Here is a 16530-nt window from a genome sequence, read left to right as displayed (position 1 = left end):
TGACGGGACGCAGCCCGCGATGAACCAACCGGTCGCGGTCATCGGCGCCGGCTACGCCGGCCTCGCCTGCGCGGTCGAACTCGCCCGGCGCGGCGTGCAGGTGACCGTGTTCGAACGCTCGCACACGCTCGGCGGACGCGCACGCGCGGTCGCGAAGGACGGCTGGCGCGTCGACAACGGCCAGCACATCCTGCTCGGCGCCTATGGCGAACTGCTGCGCCTGCTGCGCGTGACCGGCGGCACGCCGAAGGAACTGGCCCACCTGCCGCTCACCCTGCACACGCCGGGGCAGCTGCACCTGCAGGCCGCCCGCCTGCCGGCCCCGCTGCATCTGGCGCTCGGCCTGCTTACCGCGAAAGGGCTGAGCTGGGGCGACCGGCTCGCGATGCTGCGCCTGATGCGCGTGCTGAAGAAACGGCGCTTCCGCGTCGACTCCGGTCTGAGCGTGGCGGCGCTGCTGCACGAACTGCACCAGCCCCAGCACCTCGTCCGGCTGGTGTGGGAACCGCTGTGCGTCGCCGCACTGAACACGCCACTCGCCGAGGCTTCCGCGCAGGTGTTCGCGAACGTGCTGCGCGACAGCCTCGGCGCCGGCGCGGCGGCGAGCGAGCTGCTGATCCCGCGCGTCGACCTGTCCGAGCTCTTCCCCGTGCCTGCCGCGCGCTACCTCGCCGTGCGCCGCGGCAAGCTGCGCACCGGCACGCCGGTCGAGGGGATCCATCAGGTGCAGGGCGGTTTCCGCCTGGAGGGCGACCCTTCGCCGCGACAGGTGTATGCGCAGGTGGTGCTGGCGACCGCCCCCCACCATGCGACAGCCCTGCTCGATTCCGTCGGCAACTGCGAGCGGCTGTCGGCGATGATCGCCGCGTTGCCGAGCGAGCCGATCACCACGGTGTACCTCGCGCTCGGGCAGACCGTGCGCCTGCCCTACCCGATGATCGGCCTCGCGCGCGGGCCCGCGCAGTGGGCATTCGACCGCGGCCAGCTCGGCGGGCCGCAAGGCCTTCTCGCCTGCGTAATCAGCGCGCACGGGCCGCACGACGCGCTTTCGCGCGAGGATCTGCTGCTCGCCGTGCACGCGCAGCTCGAGCAGGAACTCGACCAGCGCCTGCCACCACTCGAGTGGTCGCAGGTCATCACCGAGAAGCGAGCGACCTTTGCCTGCCAACCCGCCGTTTCGCGTCCCGGGGCGCAGACGCCCGTGCCGGGGCTGTGGCTCGCCGGCGACTACCTCGATTCGGATTACCCCGCGACGCTGGAATCGGCCGTGCGCTCCGGCATCAATGCGGCCTCGCGCGTGCTGCGCCGCATTGCCAGCACCGCGGCCTGACCCCGCCCGCTCCCGTCAGGCTGGCCGCAGCGCCGGTTCGGTGAGACGCCCGGCCTGCATGTGCAGCACGCGATCGCAGCGCGCGGCGAGCGACTCGTCGTGGGTGACGAGGATGAGCGTGGTGCCCGATTCGCGGTTCAGCGCGAACATCAGCTCGATCACTGCTTCGCCGGTGACCGCGTCGAGGTTGCCGGTGGGCTCGTCGGCAAGCAGCAGGCGCGGATCGGGAGCGAAGGCGCGCGCCAGCGCGACGCGCTGCTGCTCGCCGCCGGAAAGGTGCTTGGGATAATGCCGCAGGCGGCTGCCAAGACCGACGCGCTCGAGCCATTTGCGTGCCGTGGCCGCGGCGTCGCGGGCGCCGGCGAGTTCCAGCGGGAGCATGACGTTTTCAAGAGCCGTCAGCGCCGGCAGCAACTGGAAGGCCTGGAACACGAAACCGATCGCCTCGCCGCGCAACCCCGCGCGGTCGTCCTCGCCGAGTGCGAACAGATCCCGGCCGAGAATATGCACGCTGCCCGCGCTGGGAACATCCAGCCCGGCCAGCAATCCGAGGAGGGTCGATTTGCCCGAGCCGGAGGCGCCGACGATCGCGACGGACTCGCCGGCCGCGACGCCGAACGACACATCCTGCAGAATCTGGAGCATCCCCTGGCCGTCGGCCAGTGCGACACTCTTGGACAGGCCCGAGACCTGCATCACCGGAACGGAGAACTCAATGCCGCTACGATCCATCGTGACCTTCTTGTTTGCATTGCTGTTGTCGGGCGCCGCCCAGGCGGCAACGATACTCGTGTGGGGCGACAGCCTGTCCGCAGGCTACGGCCTGCGGTCGCAGGAAGACTGGCCCACCCTGTTGCAGACGCGACTTGTGCGCGAAGGGTTCCGTCATACCGTGATCAACGGCTCCGTCAGCGGCGAAACCACGGCCGGAGGGCGCACGCGCCTGAGCGCGGCACTCGACCGGCACAAGCCCGATCTCGTCATCCTGGAGCTCGGCGCAAACGACGGCCTGCGCGGACTGCAGCCCGCGCTCATGGGCGAAAACCTCAGCGCCATGATCCAGGCGGCACGCGGCAAGGGTGCGAAAGTGTTGCTCGTGGGCATGCAGTTGCCGCCCAACTACGGCCCCGCCTACACGCGGCGTTTCCAGCAGACCTTCACCGAGGTCGCACGCAGCGAGAAGGTGCCCCTCGTCCCCTTCCTCCTCGACGGCTTCGCCGACAAGCCGGATCTTTTCCAGCCTGACGGCATCCATCCGACCGCCGAGGCCCAGCCGCTGATCCTCGAGACCGTATGGAAGGGGCTGAAGGGCCTGCTCAAGGGCTGAGACGCCGGCCGGGCCGGGGCGCACCCGGCCCGGCGACATTTTATTCGACGCGCAGCACCGCCTCGCCCGCGACCATGCGGCCGATGACGTGGCCCTCGCTGCCCTGCTCCGCGCGGATCGCCGCCAGCACCGCCTCGACACCCGACTCGGCGCAAGCGATCAACAGGCCGCCGCTGGTCTGCGGGTCGGTGATGAACTTGCGCTGCCACTCCGGCGCGTCGGCCGCCATTCTCACGTCGTCGCCGTAGCTCGCCCAGTTGCGCGTCGAGGCCCCGGTGGCGATGCCCTCGCGCACGAGCTTCTCGGCCGCGGCGATCTTTGGCAGCGCATCGAAACTGAGGGTCGCGCCGAGCTTCGAGCCGCGGCAGATCTCCAGCAGGTGGCCCGCCAGCCCGAAGCCGGTGACGTCGGTGACCGCATGCACGCCACCCATGCCGGCGAGGCGTGCGCCCACGCGATTGAGCAGCGTCGTCCAGCGCAGCATCTCTGCATAGTCGGCATCCGCCAGCAGACCTTTCTTCAGGCCCGCGGAGAGGATGCCGATGCCCAGCGGCTTGGTCAGGATGAGGACGTCGCCCGCCTGCGCGCCGGCGTTCTTCTTGACCTCGGCGGGATCGACCACCCCCAGTCCGACGAGGCCGTAGATCGGCTCCAGCACGTCGATGGAATGGCCGCCGGCGATCGGGATGCCCGCGTCGCGACACACCGAGGCGCCGCCCTCGAGAATGCGGCCGATGACTTCGGGCGGGAGCTTGTCGAGCGGCATGCCCACGAGCGCGAGCGCCATGATCGGGCGTCCGCCCATCGCGTACACATCCGACAACGCGTTGGTCGCGGCGATGCGGCCGAAGTCGTATGGATCATCGACGATGGGGGTGAAGAAATCGGTCGTCGCGACGATGGCCTGACGCTCGTTGAGCTTGTATACGGCCGCGTCGTCGGCGGTTTCGGTGCCGACGAGGAGCTCCGGCGGGACGATCCCGGCGGGCGCATGCGCAAGCAGCTTCGACAGCACGGCGGGCGCGATTTTGCAGCCGCATCCGCCGCCGTGGGAGAATTGCGTAAGTTTGATCTGATCCATGGATTCCGAAGGGGAAAGACGGCCGTCCGGCACATGCCGGCGCGCCGCGACAAGGCATGAAAAAAGGCATCGCGACCGTAGCACAGCTGGACACCTTTGACGAGTTCATCGACGCCCGCAGCCCCGCGGAATTCGAGGAAGACCACATCCCGGGCGCGATCAGCTGCCCCGTGCTGGACAACGAGCAGCGCGCCATCGTCGGCACCATCTACAAGCAGCAGTCGGCTTTCGAGGCGCGCCGCATCGGCGCGGCGATGGTGGCGGAGAACATCGCCCGCCACCTGCGCGAGCGCTTCCAGGACAAGCCCAAGGACTGGCGCCCGCTCGTCTATTGCTGGCGCGGCGGCCAGCGCAGCGGCTCCTTCGTGACCTGGCTGCGGCTCATCGGCTGGGACGCGTGCCAGCTCGAAGGGGGCTACAAGAACTGGCGGCGCATGGTCGTCACCGAACTGGAAACGCTGCCGCAGCGCTTCGACCTGCGCGTGCTCTGCGGGGCGACGGGCAGCGGCAAGACGCGCGTGCTCGAACAGCTCGCCGCGCTCGGCGCTCAGGTGCTCGACCTGGAGGATCTCGCCGCGCACAAGGGTTCGGTGCTGGGCGCCCTGCCCGACCGTCCGCAGCCGACGCAGAAGTCCTTCGAGACCCGCCTGTACCAGAAGCTGCACGGCTTCGACCCGGCGCGGCCGGTCTTCGTCGAGGCCGAGAGCCGCAAGATCGGCCGCATCCACCTCCCCGAAGGCCTGATCGCACACATGCGGGCGAGCGCCTGCGTCGCGATCGAAGCCGCCCGCGACGCGCGCATCGAATTTCTGGTGCGCGACTACGACTACCTCGGCCGCGACGTGCCCGACCTGCAGAACCGTATCGAATTCCTGCGCGGCCTGCAGAGCAACGAAGTGCTCGAACGCTGGAAGGAGCTCGCCCGGCAGCGCGACCTGCACACGCTGTACGGGGAGTTCATCGACCTGCACTACGACCCGCTCTACCACCGCTCGCAGAACCGCAACTTCGCGCGCTTCCCCGAAGCCCCGAGTTTCGCCTGCGACGACCTCACGCCCGCCGGCATCCGCGAACTGGCGCAACGTATCCTCGCCGCACAGGCGTGAAGGGGCTCACACGCTGGTCACGGTGAGCCCGAACTTGTCGATGCGGTAGCGCAGCGTATCGCGGCTGATGCCGAGCACGCGGGCCGCGCGCGACACATTCCAGCCCGTCCGGCGCAGCGCATCGAGGAGCGCGCGGCGCTCCATGTCCTCCAGCGTCTGCGGGGCCGAGGGCGCTGGAGGTGCCGCGGGTGCGGCGTCCGGCACCTCATGCCCCAGCGGCGGCACGCTGACCACGGTCGACAGCGACAGCTGCGAGACGTCTATCGTCGGCCCCGTCGCCAGCAGCACGGCCTGCTCGAGCACGTTGCGCAGCTCGCGCACGTTGCCCGGCCAGCAGTGCGCGAGCAGCAGCGCCTCCGCACCCCGCGTCAGTGCGGGGGGATGCTTGCCGTAGCGCGAGGCGTGAAGCGCGATGAAGTGACGGGCGAGCGACAGGATGTCCGCACCACGCTCGCGCAGCGGCGGCAGGGTCAACTGGAACACGCATAGGCGGAAATAGAGATCGGCGCGGAAGCGTCCCTCGCGCACCAGCGCCTCCATCGGGCGATGGGTGGCCGCGACGATGCGCACGTTGACGCGCTGGTCGCGCAGGCTGCCGATGCGCCGCACGGTCTTCTCTTCCAGCAGTTTCAGCAGCTTGGCCTGCAGCGACAGATCCATGTCGCCGATCTCGTCAAGGAACAGGGTGCCCCCCTCCGCCGTCTCGACGAGACCGAGTTTGCGCTCGCGTGCATCCGTGAACGCACCGCGTTCGTAGCCGAACAGTTCGGATTCGAGCAGTTGCGAGGGAATCGACGCGCAATTGAGTTCGACGAAAGGCTTGTCGCGCCGCGGCCCGTTGAAGTGCAGCGCCCGCGCGACCAGCTCCTTGCCGGTACCGGTTTCGCCCAGCACCAGCACGGCCGGGGCATCGCTGTCCAGCAGCTGGGACTCGGCGTCGAGCAACTGGCGCAGCGTGTTCTTCAGCGCCGTCATGGGCGGCGAATCGCCGAACAGGCTCGCCAGGTCGGTGGCATCGGCCTCGCGGCGCTGGTAGTAGTCGAGCGCACTGTCGCGCTGCTTCTCGTCGAAAGCCTTGTCGACCAGCAGCTTGAGCTTGCCCAGTGCGACCGGCTTGGTGAGGAAGTCGCGCGCCCCCGCCTTCATCGCCTCGACCGCGAGCTCGACCGTGCCGTGGCCGGTGATCATGATGACGGGGATGCCGGAGTCGAAGGCCCGCACCCGCGTGAGCGCCTCGAGGCCATTGAGGCCGGGCAGGTTGAAATCGAGGATCACCGCGTCGGGCTTGAACACGTCGAGCAGCGCCAGGCCCTCTTCCGCGCTGCCCGCGACGCGCACGTCGTAGCCGCTGCGCTCCAGATAGATGCGGATGTTCTTGCCGAGAACCGCCTCATCCTCGATAACCAGAATCGCGCGCCCCATAGCCCCTCTCCTGCCTGCTCCAATCCGTCAAGCGCACGTCAGCGTCAGATGCACGGCGGTACCGCAGCCCGGCGCACTGTCGATGTCCATCGTGCCGCCATAGCGCTCGATGATGCGCCGGGCGAGCGCGAGACCGACACCCAGGCCCTGCGTCTTGGTGGTGTAGAACGGCTTGCCTGCGCGCTGCAGCTGCTCCGCGGTCATGCCCGGCCCGCTGTCGCGCACCGTGAGCACCACCTGGCGTCCGCCACGCGCGCTCTCGCAGCGGATCTCCAGCCGCCCATCGGCCTGGACGGCCTCGATGGCGTTCGCCACGAGGCTGTGCAGGACCTGCGCGAGCAGGAGCGGATCGCCGTGTACCGGGGGAATCTGCGCTGGCATCTGCAGCGACGCGGTGATGTGCCGCCTGTGCAATTCGCGGCCGAATTCGTCGACACAGCGCCCGACGATGGGCCCGAGCGATACCGCCCCCGCTTTTTCGTCGAGCGGCCGCGAATAGGAGAGCAGCTCGCGCACCCAGGCTTCGAGCCGGTCGGATTCGGAGATGATGTCGCCCGCCGCCTCGTGCCCCGTCTTCTCGTCGGTCACCAGGATCAGTTCGGCGGAGCTGCGGATCGACGCGAGCGGATTGCGGATACCATGCGCGACCGCGGAACTCATTTCCCCGACCACGGCCAAGGTTTCGGCGTCGACCAGGCGGCGCTGCTGCTCGGAGATCAGCAGGTCCGCCCGTCGCACCATCCAGAACAGCGCGGCATACAGGAACAGCCCCGCCAGTGCGGCGCCGACTGCGATGTTGCGGTTCAGCTGCTGCAATGCATTGAAGAGCGCCACCGGATTCTTGTAGAACTCGATCGCCCCCAGCACCGTCCCGTCGGTGTCGCGCACCGGCAGATAGATCTCGACGAAGAAGTTGGCCGCCCGCGCCAGATGCATATGCTCCGCCTTCTCCTTCACCTCATGGCGCCTGCCGTGCGCCACCAGCCTCCCCGCGAGGGCCTCGTCCAGCTCCTCGTTCGCACCGAACTGCTGACCGATCAACTCGGCCTCGCTCGACCACAGGATGCGGCGCGACGTATCGTAGAGATTGGCCCTCAGCACCCCCGGCATCAGCGCGAGATGGGAAAACGCCCCACCGGGTTCGTCGACGCTTACCGGTTCGCGCTCGACAAGAAGCCTGCGCATCGACTGCTCGGTCAGCATCAGGTTCTCGACCATTTCCATGGTCAACTGGCCTTCCTGTCGCACCATGCGTTCGGTCACGAAGTCCGAGATCAGGTATGCCGCAGTCGCCGAGATCGACGCAATCGACAGCAGCCCGATCAGCGCAAACCAGCGGCTCAGGTTGAACGGCCGCAAATGCACGGGCATCGCAGGTCTCCTGGGTCCGGCCCCGATCATCGCTCCATCCCCCCCGCCCGCATTCGCCACGGCGGACAACTCGCGCCCCCATAGATCCCCCGCCGAACCGGGAACGACACATGCGCATATTAGACGCGTGGAGATCAATCCGGCGCTCATTCCGCTGCCCTCCGTTCAGGGGCGCAAGACGCCGCGGCGCGCAACTGGACGCACCCGCCGTCCGCAGGCGAACTCGAGGTGTCGATGCTGCCCCGGCCGTTCGATACGTGCCTGGATCCAGTCGCCCACCCGCGAAACACGGGGGCCGCCGAGCAGGGTGACGTTTGGGGTATTCATTTTCGACCTCCGGGGCGGCTGACTGCCTATTCCCGGACACGAGTGCCGGGTTCGCTAGTCCCTATGCACGCACCGTGCCACCGATGGGAAAGTTCCCACTACCAATGATCACGCCCCTTTGCCGTCTTTACATCCCTTGCGCGGCCAAGTGGGGAAATCCCCACTTGGGGTATATCACCCATTTGTTCTGGCAATTCCGGGGGTCGTTACCCACGCATTGCCTCACTCGGCTGCGGCTGGCAGCGCAGTCGAGTCCGCGGGACGCCTGACCGCACACACACGCTGAACGACCGCAGCCTTCGGTCGCTCCACGACCCCCTGTTCGAACGCCAGCACCGCGAAGTCCGTCCCCAGCGAGCCGAGCAGCTCACCTGGCCGCAGCAGGAACTCGGGGTTCGACGGCCGTCCGAAGCGCTCGTTGCCCTGCATGAAGGTTTCGTAGATCAGCGCGCCGCCGGGCGCGACGCACGCGAGGAGCTCGCGCAGGCGCGGACGGTAGAGATAGTTGGTGACGACGACGGCGTCGAAGAGCTCGCCGGCCAGCGGCCATGGCCCCTCCTCCAGGTCCTCGCAGCGCGGCTCGATGCGCGGCTCCCCCGCCAAAGTCGCGAGCGCCTCCGCGCTGCGATCCACCGCCACGACACGATAACCGCGCGCCGCAAACAGGCGGGCATGGCGTCCCGCACCGCACGCGTAGTCGAGCACCTTACCCCCCGGCGCCACGAGCGGCAGGAAGCGCCGCACCCACGCAGAGGGTTCGGCCGGGTACGGGTGGCCGGCGGAGATCTCTTCGCTCATCGGTCGATGCCCGCGACACAGATCGACTTGATCTCGAGATACTCTTCGATGCCGTACACCGAGCCCTCGCGTCCGAGGCCCGACTGCTTGATGCCGCCGAAGGGCGACACCTCGTTCGACATCAGGCCGGTATTGACGCCGACCATGCCGTACTCGAGTTCCTCCGCGACGCGGAAGATGCGCCCCACGTCGCGCGAGAAGAAATATGCGGCCAAGCCGTACTCGGTATCGTTGGCCATGCGGATCGCCTCCTCCTCGGTCTCGAAGCGGAACAGCGGCGCCACCGGACCGAAGGTTTCCTCGCGCGCGACGCGCATCGCCGGCGTCACGTCGGCCAGCACCGTCGGCTCGAAGAACGAACCGCCCAGCGCATGGCGCCGACCGCCGATCATGATGCGCGCGCCTTTCCCCACCGCGTCCGCGATGTGGCTCTCGACCTTGGCGACGGCCGCATCGTCGATCAGCGGACCGATAGTCACCCCTGCGTCAGTTCCGGGGCCTACGCGCAGCCCTTTCACCGCCTCGGCGAGGCGCTCGGCGAAGCGGTCGTAGATGCCCGACTGCACCAGCAGGCGGTTCGCGCACACGCAGGTCTGGCCCGCGTTGCGATACTTCGACCCCATCGCGCCCTCCACCGCGGCGTCGAGGTCGGCATCGTCGAAGACGATGAAGGGCGCATTGCCACCGAGTTCCAGCGACAGCTTTTTCAGCGTGGGCGCGCACTGCCCCATCAGCAGGCGACCCACCTCGGTGGAGCCCGTGAACGACAATTTACGCACGACCGGGCTGGATGTCAGCTCCCCGCCGATCGCCACCGGATCGCCGGTGACGACGTTGAACACCCCCTTCGGAAAGCCCGCCTGCTCCGCGAGCGCCATCAGCGCCAGCGCGGTGAGCGGCGTCTGCTCCGCGGGCTTCACGATCACCGTGCAGCCCGCCGCAAACGCCGGTGCGACCTTGCGCGTGATCATCGCCGCAGGGAAATTCCACGGCGTGATCGCCGCGCACACGCCCACCGGCTGGCGGATTGCCAGCAGGCGGCGGTCCTGGCCCACGGTCGGGATCACGTCGCCCATCGTGCGCTTCGCCTCCTCGGCGAACCACTCGACGAAGGAGGCGGCATACGTCACCTCGCCCTTCGCTTCCGCCAGCGGCTTGCCCTGCTCCGCGGTCATGATCGCCGCCAGTTCGTCGGCCGCATCGACGATCAGCGCGAACCAGCGCCGCAGCAGCGCCGCACGCTCCTTCGCCAGGCTGCGGCGCCACGCGGGCAGCGCCGCATTCGCTGCCGCGATGGCGCGCGCCGTCTCCGCCGCCCCCATGTCGGGGACGTGCGCGATCGTTTCACCGCTTGCCGGGTTGCGGACGGCGAAGGTCGCGCCCGAATCGGCGTCGGACCAGCTGCCGTCGATGTATGCCTGCTGGCGGAAATTGGGGTAGTCGGCGAGAGTTTTCATGATGGGGAGATGTGTCGATGTCGGCGTTAAGGCCGCGGGAACGTTGATTCTAGTCGCGCCGCCGCGCCTGCGCACGGGCGAGCGCGTCAGCGCCAGCCCCGCCACCTGTACGCCTTGCGGTTGATACTGACCCGATATCGTTACCGTTTATGTCACAATAAGATTTGTGCACTGCGGTAAACTTGAGTTTCACCAACGGTGAACCAGACTGCATCACCACGGACACGATTCACGCGGCATGGCCGTCGACGCCCCCGACGACCGGGGCGAGGCCGCTGACGAACCTGGATCCAGGCAAATGACAATGAAAGAAAAGCACTACCTCAGCCCGCTGCTCGAACCCAAATCGGTAGGGGTCATCGGCGCCAGCGAACGCGAGAACTCGATCGGCCACGTGGTCGTGCGCAACATGCTCGACGCGGGTTTCCGCGGGCGCCTGTTCGCGATCAATCCCAAGCATGAATCCGTGCTCGGCGTTCCCTGCCACAAGACCGTCGAAGACGTGCCGCATCGCCTCGACCTCGCCGTCATCGCCGTGCCGGCCGAGAAGGTCCTGACCGTCGTCGAAAGCTGCGGCCGCGCCGGGGTCAAGGCGATCATCATCCTGTCGGCGGGTTTTTCCGAGAGCGGCCCGCGCGGTGCCACGCTCGAGCGCCACGTCGTCGAGGCCGCCCGCCGCTACCGCATCCGCCTGCTCGGCCCCAACTGCCTGGGCATCATGCGCCCCGAGCTGGGCCTCAACGCCACCTTTGCGCATGTCAGCGCATTGAAGGGCACCATCGGCCTGATCTCCCAGTCGGGCGCGCTCGTCACCTCCATCCTTGACTGGGCCAAGCCGAGCAACATCGGCTTCTCCACCGTCGTCTCGCTCGGCTCCTCGAGCGACATCGACTTCGGCGAAATCCTCGAATTCATGATCTCGGACCCACGCACCGAGAGCATCATCATGTACGTCGAAGGCATCCGCGACGCACGTCGCTTCATGAGCGCACTGCGCGGCGCCGCCCGCGTGAAGCCGGTGCTGCTGATCAAGGTCGGTCGCCATCCCCAGGGCGCGCGCGCAATCCGCCTGCACTCGGGTTCGGTGAGCGGCGACGACGCCGTGTTCGACGCCGCGCTGCGCCGCGCCGGCGTCATCCGCCTGTACAACATGGGCCAGCTCTTCGCCGCGGCGAACGCGCTGTTCGCGCACTTCCGCCCGCGCGGCAACCGTCTCGCCATCATCACCAACGGCGGCGGACCGGGCGTCATGGCCGTCGACCGCGCCGCGGATCTCAACATTCCGCTATCCGAATTTTCCGAAGCGACGATGGAGAAGCTCAATGCGATCCTGCCGCACGGCTGGTCGCGCGCCAATCCCATCGACATGCTCGGCGATGCCGACGTCGAGCGCTACCAGAAGACCGTGCAGGCCGTGCTCGAAGGCCCGAACGTCGACGGCGTGCTGGTGATGCTCACGCCGCAGGCGATCACCGACCCCACCGCCGTCGCGCAGGCCATCGTCGAGGTGGAGAGGACCGCGGACAAGCCGGTCGTCACGTGCTGGATGGGCGACGAGCTCGTGCGCGAAGGGCGCAAGGCCTTTGAAGCCGCCGGCATCCCCACCTTCCGCTCGCCCGAACCGGCCGTCGAGCTCTTCAGCCACCTGTCGGCGTACTACCGCAACCAGAAGCTGCTGATGCAGACCCCGGCCTCGTTGTCGCACCTGAAGCCGCCGAGCATCGAAAGCGCCCGCCTCGTCATCGAGACCGCGCTGGCCGAGCGCCGCAAGGTGCTCAACGAGATGGAATCGAAGGCGCTGCTCGCCGCCTTCCGCATCCCCATCGCGCAGACCGTCGTCGCGCGTTCCGCGACAGAAGCGATGGTGCTGGCCGAGGAGATCGGCCTGCCGGTCGTCATGAAGATCGACTCGCCGTCGATCATCCACAAGGCCGACTCGGGCGGCGTGCGCCTGAACCTCGGCAGCCTCGCCGCGGTACGCACCGCCTATCAGGAAATCCTCGAAGACGTCCGCCGCAACAAGCCCGATGCGGCGATCAACGGCGTCGCGATCGAGCCCATGATCCTCAAGCGCAACGGCCGCGAGCTGGTCGTCGGCGTACGCCGCGATCCCGTCTTCGGGCCGGTGATAACCTTCGGCGAAGGCGGCAACCGCGTCGAAGCCAACAAGGACCTCGCCGTCGCGCTGCCGCCGCTGAACAACTACCTCGTGCACGACCTCATCAAGTCGTCGCGCGTTGCCAGCCTGCTGGGCGAATTCCGCACCATGCCGCCCGTGAATATGGAGGCGCTGGAATTCGTGCTGCTGCGCGTGTCGGAAATGGTCTGCGAACTGCCGTGGATCACGACGCTGGAGATCAATCCCCTCATCGTCGATGAACACGGCGCCGTCGCGGTGGACGCACGCGTCACGGTCGAGAACGTTTCGCCCTCGGTGGACCGTTACGCCCACATGGCGATCCACCCCTACCCCTCGCAGCTCACCAGCACCTGGACGCAGCCCGAGGGCACCATCGTCACGATCCGCCCGATCAAGCCCGAGGACGCGGAACTGGAAGTCGAGTTCGTGCGCAAGCTATCGTCCGAGTCGAAGTACTACCGCTTCATGAACACCATGCGCGAACTGCCGCCCGCGATGGTCGCGCGCCTCACGCAGATCGACTACGACCGCGAAATGGCCTTCCTCGCGACGATCCCCGGCGAGGATGGCGTGACCGAGGTCGAGGTCGGCGTGTGCCGCTATGCGGTCAATCCCGACGGCGAATCCTGCGAGTTCGCGGTCGTCGTCGCCGACGACTGGCAACACCGCGGCCTTGCACGCAAGCTGATGGGCGTGCTGATCGAAACCGCGCGCAACAAGGGCCTGCTGTACATGAACGGCGTCTTCCTCGCCAACAACGAGCGCATGCTCAAGTTCGTGCAGGGCCTCGGCTTCGTGCTGTCGAGCGACCCCGAGGACAGCACCGTCAAGCTCGGCGTGCTCGCGCTGCAGGACTGAAGGCCCGCAATGCCCGCAAACATCGAAACCATCGACTTCCACGGTCAGCCCGCACTCGCGCTCACGACGCAGGCGGGCGCCCGGGCCATCGTGTCCATTTTCGGTGCACAGGTCCTGTCGTGGATCCCCGCCGGCGGCCAGGAGCGTCTCTACCTCAGCCCCTCCGCCATCTACGACGGCAGCACCGCGATCCGCGGCGGCATCCCGGTGTGCTTCCCGCAGTTCGCCGGACTCGGCAAGCTCCCGAAGCACGGCATCCTGCGCACCCGCCCCTGGGTGGTTGCCGAGAAGCGCGCCGGTGACAACTTCGCGCTGGTGACGCTGCGCTTCACCGAGACCGACGACACCTGGGCGATCTGGCCGCAGAATTTCGTCGCCGAGCTGACGGTGGTCATCGAGGGCGAGCGCCTCGACGTCGAACTCGAGGTCGAGAACACTGGCCACGCCCCCTTCGCCTTCACCGCCGCGCTGCACACCTACCTGCGCGTGCATGAGGTCGAGAACGCCCGCCTCGAAGGCCTCTACGGCCATGAATACCGCGACTCCGCCGATCAAGACCGCGTCAAGCGCGATTCGGGCGACGTCGTGGTCGTCGAGGACGAGACCGACCGCGTCTACCACGACGTCAAGCGCCCGCTGCTGCTGCGTGACGGCAGTCGCAGCCTGGGCATCAACGCCGAAGGCTTCCCCGACGTCGTGGTGTGGAACCCGTGGGAGGAGCGCTGCGCCGCGCTCGCCGACATGCCCGCCAACGGCTTCCGCCACATGCTGTGCGTCGAGGCCGCCGCCGCGCGCCAGCGCATCGAACTCGACGCCGGCGAAAACTGGGTCGGCCGCCAGAGCCTGATCGCGCTCTGACGCGACATGCCCTGCAACGGGGCGGCGCTTGCGCATGCACGCCCGCCTGTTGCACCATCGCCCCCCTCTTCACTGCCAACTTTGCCGGGCGTCCCTGAACGCCCGCGAGACTCATGCTTCCCCCGATCGAACACCGCATCGCCGCAGAACTCGCCGCCCAGCCCCGCCAGGTCGTTGCCGCCATCCAGCTCCTCGACGAAGGCGCCACCGTGCCCTTCATCGCCCGTTACCGCAAGGAAGTCACCGGCGGCCTCGACGACACCCAGCTGCGCAACCTGGAAGAACGCCTCGGCTACCTGCGCGAGCTCGAGGATCGCCGCGCCGCCGTGATCGCATCGATCACCGAACAGGGCAAGATGACCGACACGCTGGCCGCCGAGATCGCCTCCGCCGAGACCAAGCAGCGCCTTGAAGACCTCTACCTGCCATACAAGCAGAAGCGCCGCACCAAGGCGCAGATCGCCCGCGAGGCCGGCATCGAGCCCCTCGCGCTGGCGCTGCTGGAAGACCCGAACCTCGTCCCGGAAACGGAAGCCGAACGCTACTTCAATGCCGAAGCCGGCTTCGCCGACGTCAAGAGCGTGCTCGACGGCGCGCGCCAGATCCTCATCGAGCGCTTCGCCGAGGACGCCGAGCTGCTGGGCACCCTGCGCACCTGGCTGCAGGAGAACGGCCAGGTCAGCTCGACGGGGATCGAGGGCAAGGAAACGGAAGGCGCGAAATTCCGCGACTGGTTCGACTTCCGCGAGCCGGTCGCCACCATGCCCTCGCACCGCGCGCTCGCGCTGCTGCGCGGCCGCAACGAAGGCGTGCTGCGCCTCGCGCTCACCGTCGACCAGCCCGACCCCGACGCACCCCACCCCTGCGAAGGCCGCATCGCCGCGCGCTTCGGCATCCGCGACCAGGGCCGCCCGGCCGACCGCTGGCTGCGCGACAGCGTGCGCTGGGCGTGGAGCGTGAAGATCTCGCTGCACCTCGAACTCGAACTGATGAACGAGCTGCGCGAACGCGCCGAGGAGGAGGCGATTCGCGTCTTCGCACGCAACCTCAAGGACCTGCTGCTTGCCGCCCCGGCCGGCGCGCGCTGCACGATGGGCCTTGACCCCGGCATCCGCACCGGCGTCAAGGTCGCGGTCATCGACCGCACCGGCAAGCTCGTCGATACCGCAACGATCTACCCCTTCGAGCCGCGCCGCGACCGCGAAGGCTCGCTCGCGACGCTGGCCGCCCTGGCGAAAAAGCACGCGGTCGAACTGGTTGCCATCGGCAACGGCACTGCCTCGCGCGAAACCGACAAGCTTGTCGCGGACCTGATGGAAGCGCTGCCGCAACTGCGCCTGACCCGGGTCACGGTGTCGGAGGCCGGCGCGTCCGTGTATTCCGCCTCCGAGCTCGCCGCCCGGGAATTCCCGAATCTCGACGTGTCGCTGCGCGGCGCGGTGTCGATCGCCCGCCGTCTGCAGGACCCCCTCGCCGAACTCGTCAAGATCGACCCGAAGTCGATCGGCGTCGGCCAGTACCAGCACGACGTCAACCAGTCGCGCCTCGCCAAGAGCCTGGACGCGGTCGTCGAGGACTGCGTGAACGCCGTCGGTGTCGACGTGAACACCGCCTCGGCGGCGCTGCTGGCGCGCATCTCGGGCCTCAATGCCACGCTCGCCGGCAACATCGTCGAACACCGCGACGCCAACGGCCCCTTCCCAAGTCGCGACGCGCTGAAGAAAGTGCCGCGCCTCGGTCCCAAGACATTCGAGCAGGCCGCCGGCTTCCTGCGCATCCCCAACGGTGACAACCCGCTCGACGCCTCCTCGGTGCACCCGGAAGCCTATCCGGTCGTCCAGCGCATTCTCGCCAAGGTGAGCAAGAACGTGCGCGAGCTGATGGGCAACGCGAGCTTCCTGAAGACGCTGCGCCCGGTCGAATTCACCGACGAGCGCTTCGGCCTGCCCACCGTGCAGGACATCCTCGCCGAACTGGAGAAACCCGGCCGCGACCCGCGACCCGAGTTCCGCACAGCCTCTTTCCGCGACGGCGTCGAGACGCTCAAGGACCTCGCGCCGGGGATGATGCTCGAAGGCGTCGTGACCAACGTCACCAATTTCGGAGCCTTCGTCGACATCGGCGTGCATCAGGACGGACTCGTGCATATCTCCGCGCTGTCGGACCGCTTCGTGAAGGATCCGCACAGCGTCGTCAAGGCAGGCCAGGTCGTGAAGGTCAAGGTGCTGGAAGTCGATCTCCCGCGCAACCGCATCGCGCTGACGATGCGCATGAGCGACGAACCGGCCGCAGCCCGCCCGGCAGGCAGCGCGCGCGACAACGTCCCACGCGGTCGCGGGGACGCCCCGCGGCAGGATCGCAACGCCCCGCGCGCGCCATCGCGCGGCAACGACCGCCCCGCCGCCGGCGGCGCGATGGCCGACGCGCTCGCGCGCGCGCTGCGCAAGTAAGCCCG

General features: G+C 68.2%; 13 protein-coding genes. 6 read left to right on the top strand and 7 right to left on the bottom strand.

From position 1 onward, the window contains the following. Window positions 1-19 precede the first annotated feature (19 nt). Window positions 20-1330: a hydroxysqualene dehydroxylase HpnE gene (gene hpnE, locus U5817_RS07865; RefSeq protein ID WP_407280295.1), complete on the top strand. Its 1311-nt coding sequence runs from the start codon at window positions 20-22 to the stop codon at window positions 1328-1330. 15 nt (window positions 1331-1345) lie between these two features. Here hpnE and U5817_RS07860 read toward each other — a convergent pair whose 3' ends face one another. Continuing rightward, window positions 1346-2062 (bottom strand): ABC transporter ATP-binding protein, encoded by a 717-nt coding sequence (locus tag U5817_RS07860; RefSeq protein WP_169125563.1) that lies wholly within the window; start codon window positions 2060-2062, stop codon window positions 1346-1348. Here U5817_RS07860 and U5817_RS07855 point away from each other — a divergent pair. Further along, window positions 2046-2657, top strand: a complete 612-nt coding sequence (locus U5817_RS07855; RefSeq protein WP_407280294.1) for an arylesterase — start codon at window positions 2046-2048, stop codon at window positions 2655-2657. The two genes, U5817_RS07860 and U5817_RS07855, sit on opposite strands and share 17 nt — an antisense overlap. A 40-nt stretch (window positions 2658-2697) precedes the next feature. Here the strand turns inward: U5817_RS07855 and selD are convergent, their stop codons facing one another. Continuing rightward, window positions 2698-3738 (bottom strand): selenide, water dikinase SelD, encoded by a 1041-nt coding sequence (gene selD / locus U5817_RS07850; protein ID WP_407280293.1) that lies wholly within the window; start codon window positions 3736-3738, stop codon window positions 2698-2700. A 56-nt stretch (window positions 3739-3794) separates the two neighbouring features. On the opposite strand from selD, the gene mnmH reads away from it, so the two are divergent. Then, a complete protein-coding gene (mnmH, locus tag U5817_RS07845) occupies window positions 3795-4844 on the top strand; it encodes a tRNA 2-selenouridine(34) synthase MnmH (protein ID WP_407280292.1) in 1050 nt (349 codons plus the stop codon). A gap of 6 nt (window positions 4845-4850) precedes the next feature. Here mnmH and U5817_RS07840 read toward each other — a convergent pair whose 3' ends face one another. From U5817_RS07840 to U5817_RS07820, 5 genes are all read right to left on the bottom strand, one after another. Continuing rightward, window positions 4851-6266, bottom strand: a complete 1416-nt coding sequence (locus U5817_RS07840; protein WP_169125567.1) for a sigma-54 dependent transcriptional regulator — start codon at window positions 6264-6266, stop codon at window positions 4851-4853. A gap of 27 nt (window positions 6267-6293) precedes the next feature. Beyond that, window positions 6294-7637, bottom strand: coding sequence for a sensor histidine kinase (locus tag U5817_RS07835; RefSeq protein WP_407280291.1), 1344 nt, complete (start codon window positions 7635-7637; stop codon window positions 6294-6296). Window positions 7638-7802: 165 nt separating this feature from the next. Continuing rightward, complete coding sequence (locus U5817_RS07830; RefSeq protein ID WP_407280290.1) at window positions 7803-7964, bottom strand: hypothetical protein; 162 nt, start codon at window positions 7962-7964, stop codon at window positions 7803-7805. 222 nt (window positions 7965-8186) lie between these two features. Next, on the bottom strand, window positions 8187-8762 hold the full coding sequence (locus tag U5817_RS07825) for a class I SAM-dependent methyltransferase (RefSeq protein ID WP_407280289.1): 576 nt from the start codon (window positions 8760-8762) through the stop codon (window positions 8187-8189). Continuing rightward, a complete protein-coding gene (locus U5817_RS07820) occupies window positions 8759-10219 on the bottom strand; it encodes an NAD-dependent succinate-semialdehyde dehydrogenase (RefSeq protein WP_407280288.1) in 1461 nt (486 codons plus the stop codon). The genes U5817_RS07825 and U5817_RS07820 overlap by 4 nt, the downstream gene beginning before the upstream one ends. A gap of 304 nt (window positions 10220-10523) precedes the next feature. Here U5817_RS07820 and U5817_RS07815 point away from each other — a divergent pair, with 304 nt between their 5' ends. The 3 genes from U5817_RS07815 (at window position 10524) to U5817_RS07805 (ending at window position 16525) form a co-directional block, all read left to right on the top strand. After that, window positions 10524-13217: a GNAT family N-acetyltransferase gene (locus tag U5817_RS07815; RefSeq protein WP_169125624.1), complete on the top strand. Its 2694-nt coding sequence runs from the start codon at window positions 10524-10526 to the stop codon at window positions 13215-13217. Between the two features lie 9 nt (window positions 13218-13226). After that, entirely contained in the window at window positions 13227-14075 is an 849-nt protein-coding gene (locus U5817_RS07810; protein ID WP_169125571.1) for a D-hexose-6-phosphate mutarotase, read from the top strand. A gap of 113 nt (window positions 14076-14188) precedes the next feature. Continuing rightward, a complete protein-coding gene (locus tag U5817_RS07805; RefSeq protein ID WP_407280286.1) occupies window positions 14189-16525 on the top strand; it encodes a Tex family protein in 2337 nt (778 codons plus the stop codon). Window positions 16526-16530 lie beyond the last annotated feature (5 nt).

This window comes from Aromatoleum evansii, from assembly GCF_045689615.1.
In the GTDB taxonomy this organism is placed as follows: domain Bacteria; phylum Pseudomonadota; class Gammaproteobacteria; order Burkholderiales; family Rhodocyclaceae; genus Aromatoleum; species Aromatoleum evansii.
The sequence above is the reverse complement of the archived record's forward strand: the minus strand, read 5'-3'. Positions and strand labels throughout refer to the sequence as shown.